General features: G+C 60.5%; 6 protein-coding genes. 1 reads left to right on the top strand and 5 read right to left on the bottom strand.

Going from position 1 to position 6,894, the window contains the following annotated elements; genetic code table 11:
• Positions 1 to 765: UDP-glucose/GDP-mannose dehydrogenase family protein (locus AB5Y85_RS11610; RefSeq protein WP_368221460.1), on the bottom strand; the 765-nt coding region annotated here is incomplete at its 3' end.
• 243 nt (positions 766 to 1,008) lie between these two features.
• Here AB5Y85_RS11610 and AB5Y85_RS11605 point away from each other — a divergent pair.
• Positions 1,009 to 1,620: a YitT family protein gene (locus AB5Y85_RS11605; RefSeq protein ID WP_005349421.1), complete on the top strand. Its 612-nt coding sequence runs from the start codon at positions 1,009 to 1,011 to the stop codon at positions 1,618 to 1,620.
• Between the two features lie 101 nt (positions 1,621 to 1,721).
• Here the strand turns inward: AB5Y85_RS11605 and AB5Y85_RS11600 are convergent, their stop codons facing one another.
• The 4 genes from AB5Y85_RS11600 to AB5Y85_RS11585 all read right to left on the bottom strand — a co-directional run bounded on the left by AB5Y85_RS11600 (position 1,722) and on the right by AB5Y85_RS11585 (position 6,865).
• Entirely contained in the window at positions 1,722 to 2,768 is a 1,047-nt protein-coding gene (locus AB5Y85_RS11600) for an ABC transporter ATP-binding protein (protein WP_139432490.1), read from the bottom strand.
• Positions 2,765 to 3,823 (bottom strand): ABC transporter ATP-binding protein, encoded by a 1,059-nt coding sequence (locus tag AB5Y85_RS11595; protein WP_257687218.1) that lies wholly within the window; start codon positions 3,821 to 3,823, stop codon positions 2,765 to 2,767. The genes AB5Y85_RS11600 and AB5Y85_RS11595 overlap by 4 nt, the downstream gene beginning before the upstream one ends.
• A 31-nt stretch (positions 3,824 to 3,854) precedes the next feature.
• A complete protein-coding gene (locus AB5Y85_RS11590; protein WP_257687219.1) occupies positions 3,855 to 5,672 on the bottom strand; it encodes an extracellular solute-binding protein in 1,818 nt (605 codons plus the stop codon).
• A 149-nt stretch (positions 5,673 to 5,821) separates the two neighbouring features.
• A complete protein-coding gene (locus tag AB5Y85_RS11585; protein ID WP_013724081.1) occupies positions 5,822 to 6,865 on the bottom strand; it encodes an ABC transporter permease in 1,044 nt (347 codons plus the stop codon).
• Between the last annotated feature and the right edge of the window lie 29 nt (positions 6,866 to 6,894).

The following is a 6,894-nucleotide window of genomic DNA, read 5'->3' as shown; positions in this document are numbered from 1 at the left end:
AAAGTGGTAACCGATGCGGGGATCGGCCCCCATCCCCTGGCGCACCGCCTCTATATCGGCCCCCAGCTGCTCGGCGAGGGCTGCCATCTCATTCATAAAGGAGATCTTGGTGGCCAGCATGGCGTTGGCGGCGTATTTGGTGAGTTCGGCGCTGCGCAGATCCATCACCACGATCCGGTCGTGATTGCGGTTGAAGGGGGCGTAGAGGGCGCGCAACTGCTCAAGCACACGCTCGCTGTCACAGCCGATGATGATGCGATCAGGCCGCATGCAGTCGTTGACCGCCGCTCCCTCCTTGAGAAACTCGGGATTGGCGGCCACCTCGCAGGCGAGGTCTAGCCCACGCTCGGCCAACTGCTGCTCAATGTGTTCTCTTACTTGCTGCGCCGTGCCGACCGGTACTGTGCTCTTGGTCACCACCAGCTTGGGGCGGCTCATCAGTCGGCCTATGGTGTCGGCCACCGCCAGCACATGTTGCAGATCGGCTGAACCATCCTCGTCAGCCGGGGTACCCACGGCGATCAGCAGCAGGTCGGCGTGTGCCACGCCAATGGCGGGATCGACCGTGAAGCTCAGGCGGCCGCTGGCCAGATGGCTCTCGACCAACGGGGCCAGCCCTGGCTCGTAGAAGGGGATCTGCCCCAGCCTGAGGGCGGCGATCCGTTCATCATCCACATCCACGCAGCAGACCTGATGGCCCACCTCGGCCAGAACGGCGGCCTGCACCAGCCCGACATAGCCTGTGCCAAAAATGGTGACCTTCATGAAAAGTGCCTCGTGCTGTGAATGGAGTGATGGCGCGCTTAAACCGCGGCATGCTGCATCTTGGTGCAGCGAGTGTCAATGCCAGATGACAGGCACCAGAATGGGGCGTTCAGCCTGACTGTTGTGATCCTTTTCACAAAAAATAGACTGAACCCCATAACGAAGCCCTGTGGACAGGGCTCGCAGCCCGCCCGCAACGGCAGGCGACAGACACGCTCTCTTTACTTCGCTTGGATACAGGTTATGGACAACACCTCGATTCGCACTGCCCATCCTATTTATGAGGATGTGCTGGCCCTGCTGACGGCGGCCGGCTTTGTTTCCCTCGGCATCTTTCTGTTTCATCAGGTTGGCCTGCTCACCGGCGGGACTGCCGGGCTGGCGCTGCTGCTGCAAAAGGTGACCGGAATCAGCTTCGGCCTGCTGTTTTTCGGCATCAACTTGCCCTTCTATGCGCTGGCGTGGCTTCGGATGGGGCCACGCTTTACCTTCAACACCTTTGTCTCGGTGGCGGCAGTCTCCTACATGACCGATCACCTCAACGGGGTGTTGCAGATCGGCAAGATAGAGCCCCTCTATGCGGCGCTGATCGGCGGTACCCTGATTGGCATGGGTCTGCTCATCATGTTCCGTCACAAGTCGAGTCTGGGGGGGTTCAACATTCTGGCGCTCTTTATTCAGGATCGCTTTGGCATTCGGGCTGGCAAGCTGCAGATGGGGCTCGATTGCGCCATTGTTGTCGCCTCGTTTTTCGTGGTGCAGCCTTGGATTCTGGCGCTCTCCATCGTGGCGGCGGTTATCTGTAATCTGGTGTTGACACTCAACCACAAGCCGGGCCGCTACCAGATTGCCTGACGAGCGGCAGCCGTGACCCGATAAGACAAGCGTGACCCGATAGCACGAGGCGGCCTGATGGCCGCCTCGTCTGTTTCTACCCTGGGGTTTGTTCGCTGCGCCTAGCTCGCCTGCTCCAGCCTGCTGTCGCTGCTCATGGCGTTACCACTAATGGCACTGCCGCCGATAGCGTGACCACCGACGGCGAGCGGGGTGTGGCAGGCCACCTGATGATGGGCCTCATCACACACCTCAAGCTTGGGCGCCTTGCTTTTGCACAGCTCGGTCGCATGGGGGCAGCGCTGGTGGAAGTGACAGCCGCTTGGCGGTGAGATGGGGGAGGGCACATCGCCGGTCAGCAGAATGCGCTGGCTGCGCCTGCGCGGGTCCGGCACCGGAATGGCGGAGATCAGCGCCTGAGTGTAAGGGTGGCGCGGCGCCAGATAGAGCGACTGGGCATCCGCCAGCTCGACGATCCGTCCCAGATACATCACTGCGATGCGATCCGAGATGTGTTTGACCACCGACAGATCGTGGGCGATGAAGATGATGGAGAGGTTCATCTCCCGCTGCAGGCTGAGCAGCAGGTTGACAATCTGCGACTGCACCGAGACATCGAGGGCCGAGACCGCCTCGTCACACACCAGCAGCTTGGGCTTGAGGGCGATGGCGCGGGCGATGCCGATCCGCTGGCGCTGACCGCCGGAAAACTCGTGGGGGTAGCGATCCACCGCGCTGCCCGGCAGGCCCACTTTTGCCAGTAACTCCTGCACCCAGCCGCGGCGCTGCTCAGTGTTGCCTTTACCGTGGATGATAAAGGGCTCCTCCAAAATTTGGCCCACGGTGTGGCGGCTGTTGAGGGATTCTGCAGGGTCCTGAAACACCATCTGCATCTCCTGACGCAGGGAGCGCATCTCCTTCGGGCTGAGGGCGGTGATGTCGCGCCCCTCGAAGGTGATGGTGCCCGCGGTCGGCTCGAACAGCTTGAGCAGACTGCGCCCGAGGGTGGACTTGCCACAGCCCGACTCACCCACCAGCCCCAGCGTCTCCCCCTGTTTCAGGTCGAAGCTGATGCCATCCACCGCGTGAACCGTATATTGTTTGCGCAGGAACCCGCCTCCCAGCCGGAAGTGCTGTTTCAGATCCCTGACCGATAACAGAGTGCTCATACGGTCAACTCCTTCCAGTAGTGACAGGCGACATGGTGGCGCAGATTTAACTGCTCCACCGCCGGAATGGCGCTGATGCAGAGATCGGTCGCATGGGGGCAGCGGTTGGAGAAGCGGCAGCCAGCGGGCATCTCGTGCAGGGCTGGCACCTGTCCCTTGATGGTCTTGAGCACGCTCTTGGGCTCATCCTCAAGGCGCGGGATTGAGCTCATCAAGCCGTGGGTATAGGGGTGACGGGGGTGGTCAAACAGCTCGAACACGTCGGCCTGCTCCACCGCCCGGCCGGCGTACATCACCACCACTTCGTCGCACAGCTCCGCCACCACCCCGAGATCGTGGGTGATAAAGATGATGGCCATGCCGGTCTGGGCCTGCAGCTCTTTCATCAGTTCGAGGATCTGGGCCTGAATGGTGACATCCAGCGCCGTGGTCGGCTCGTCACAGATCAGCAGGTCTGGCTCGCAGGAGAGCGCCATGGCGATCATCACCCGCTGGCGCATACCGCCGGAGAGGTTGTGGGGATAGACCGCAAAGCGCTGGGCCGGTTCCGGGATCCCCACCTTCTGCAGCATGGCAATGGCCGCGGCTTTGCGCTGGGCCTTGTCATACTCCGGGCGGTGGAGGCGAAACACCTCCATCAGTTGCTCACCGACCGTCTGCACCGGGTTGAGGGCCGTCATCGGCTCCTGAAAGATCATCGAGATGCGGTTGCCGCGCACCTTGTACATCTGATCCGGCGCAAGTGACAGCAGCTCCTCCCCCTGAAAGCGGATGGAGCCTGCTACCACCTGACCATGGGGTTTGGGCAAGAGCCCCATGATGGCGAGTGAAGTGACACTCTTGCCACAGCCGGACTCACCGACGATCCCCAGCGTCTGACCCGGTGCTACCTTGAAGCTGACCCCGTCGAGCACCTTGATCTTGCCGTCATCGACGGCGAACTCCACCTCGAGATTGCTTACCTCAAGAATCGAGGCTTGGTGCTGGCCGTGATCAACGGCGAACTCCTCCCCGTTATCCGGTACGTCAAGAATGGGGGCCTGGGTGTTGGGCATAACGGCTGCTCCCTTCGCAAGGGCCTGAATATCAATGACGTGCATAGGTCTTGTCGAGCAGGTTGATGGGCGCCAGCGCCTCCCCTGCCTCCTTGGCGTTGCGGGTCTCTTCCTTCACCTTGGGATCGAGCCAGAGCAGACCGCCGCTACTGTGAGGATAACCATCCATCGGCCAGTAGAGCAGATCCGGCGTGTTCTTGGTGGCAGGCACTTCCGGCAGCATCACATAACGCCAGCTGCTGGCCCGCACATAGTTGAGCTGCACCCCGGGCACGAAGATGGCGAGGTCATAGATGCGCTGCTGGATCTGCTGGGAGAGCTTGGCCCGTTTGGCCATGTCGAATTCGACGTTGTAGGCATCGATCAGCGCGTCCAGCTCCTTGTCAGCCACGTTGAACAGGTTGTTGGTCTGCGGTTTGTTGGCGTTGGCGGAGTGGAAAAACTCCCAATATTGCGGATAGAGACCGCCGCCGCCCCAACCGAGCCAGGCTGCCTCGTGTTTCTTCTCCAGCATCACTTTGAAGCCGGTGGCGCCATCCACTAGGTTAAGCTCCAGATCGAGACCCGCTTTCTTGGCCTCCTCTTTCAGCACGGTCAGTCGCTTGGAGTGCTCCTGACTGGTGTAGGTGAGCGCCAGCGTCAGCCGCTCACCCTTCTCATTTTGCAGGATGCCGTCCGGCCCCGGCTTGTCGTAGCCGCCCTTGGCAAAGTACTCCCGCGCCTTGCCGATGTCATAAGCCCGCTGTGGCAGCGTGATGTCAGTGAACTCGCCAAAGCCCGAGTCGAAGGTGGTGGCTCTGTCATAGTCGCCGCGCAGCACGGTCTCGATCATCTTGTCGATGTTGAAGGCGTGCTGGATGCCGAGGCGCACGTTTACGTCCGCCAGCTTGGGGTTGGCCACATTGAGGTGCACCCCCTGACCGCCCTGTTTGGTGTCGGTCATGGCCATCACCTTCTGCACGTAGCCTTTTTTGTACTCCGGGGTGACCGCTTTTTCATGCCACCAGTTGGGCAGGATCATCTCGAAGGTATCGATCTCCCCTTTCAGGAAGTGGCGGAAGGCGATGTTGTGGTCGCGGATCACCTGCACCTTGATGGTGTCGATGTTGAATCTGTGCTGGTTGTAGCGATCGTCTTTTGCCCACCAATCCTTCTGCTTGCTGAAGGTGACCGACTTGCCCTTCTTGACGTCGCTGATCACGTAGGGGCCTGTGGTGGGCACCACGGCCCAGTTGTACTGCTTCACCCAGTTGGGGGTCAGCTTGTAGTAGTGCTTGGGCTGGGGCCACAGCTCGGTGGTGTTGAGCAGGTCCATCTTGGCCTTGCGGTTGCCCGCTTTGACCATAATGGTGTGATCATCGATCTTCTCTACCGCGACCACTTCAGTGGTGTAGTAGTTGTTGAACCAGGGCCCCTTGATGTGTTTGGAGCGCATCATCTCGTAGCCGAAGGTGTAGTCGTCAGCATTGACCGGCTTGCCATCCGACCATTTGGCGCGGGGATCCAGCTTGAAGTAGACGGTCTGGCTGTCTGGCGCTATGGCCCAGTGGGTCGCCAGCGAGGGGATGGGGTTGCCGGTATTGGGGTGGAAGCTGATGAGTCGCAACTGGTTATCGAGAATAAAGGAGCGGAACGATCCGTTGGAGTCAGGCCCCACGGTGCGGAACGTCAGCGGAAAGCTCTCCACAAACATATTGAGGCTGCCACCCGGCAGCGCCTTGGGGGAGGCGAACACAGGATCCGTGTCGTTGGTCTCCCATTTGAGATCCGCTGGCAGGCTGGCCGCCCAGACCCAGGATCCGTTTACCAGCACAAAGAGAGCACCTATCCATTTGATTTTATTTTTCATGTTTGACTTCCAGGTCTGGCCCCTGCACTGGGGGTCTTGATTGATAACGGGATTATCCCTTGCTCCCGGGACCGCCGATGGCGGCGGCCCGTCCTTCATTAATGACTGTTTGTTACCCGACGCCAGCCGATGCGCTGGCATCGGCTGGCTTATTGGTAACGGGTAAATTTGCGCGGATCGAACGCCTCGCGGATCGCCTCACCGATAAAGGAGACCATGATCAGCACCAGACTCACCGCTGCCACCACCGAGCTGACGATCCAGATGGCATCCAGATTGTTGATGCCCTGGGAGAGCAGCTCCCCCCAGCTCGGGGTCGGCGGTGCCAGCCCGAAGCCAAGATAGTCGAGGGCCGTCAGGGTGGAGATATTGCCCACCACGGCGAACGGCGCCAGGGTGACGATCATCATCAGGGTGTTGGGCAGGATGTGGTTGAAGATGATCCGCCCGGTGGTCGCCCCTTGCGCCCGCGCCGCCATCACATAGTCCCGCGCCCGCTCCTTGTAGGTGAGGGTGCGCATATACCAGGTGATCCCCATCCAGCCGAACAGCACGTTGATGGCGACAAACAGGCCGAAGTTGGGCTTGGCCAGCGACACCAGGATCATGATGACGTAGAGAAACGGCACCTGGGACCAGATCTCGATAAAGCGTTGCAGGATGAGATCAAAGCGGCCGCCGAGAAAGCCCATCAGACAGCCGATGGTGACTCCGATGGCGTAACTGGCCGCCAGCGCGATAAAGGCAAAGCCGATGGCGATGCGAAAGCCGTAAACCAGTCGCGCCAGCACGTCGCGGCCGCTGGTGTCGGTGCCGAGGAAGTGGCGCTCAGCCGCGCTGGGGGCGTAGGGCGGGTAGGCATCCTCTTTGAAATCCTGCTCGTAGGGGTTCCAGGGTACCGGCGGCAGCAACACCCAGTCGCCCTGGCCCTCTGCGGCAAACTTGGCCTTGAGCTGGCGGTAGTTGGTTTCGTACTCGTAATCGAGCCCGAACTGCTGACCGGGGATCACATCGCCATAGGTGGGGAAGTGCAGCTGGCCCTGATAGCTCACCATCAGTGCCCGGCTGTTGACCAGCAGCTCCGCCAGCAGGGAGAGCAGCACCAGGGTGGTGAAGATGATGAAGGAGTAGTAACCGCGCTTGATCGACTTGAAGCGCTTGAGTTTTTTCAAGGTAACCGGATTAAGCTTCATGGTCAGTCTCCAAATCGCACGCGGGGATC

Origin of the sequence: Aeromonas sp. R3-1 (assembly GCF_040908345.1) — a bacterium.
Lineage (GTDB): Bacteria > Pseudomonadota > Gammaproteobacteria > Enterobacterales > Aeromonadaceae > Aeromonas > Aeromonas veronii.
This window is presented reverse-complemented; position numbering and strand designations above follow the sequence as displayed.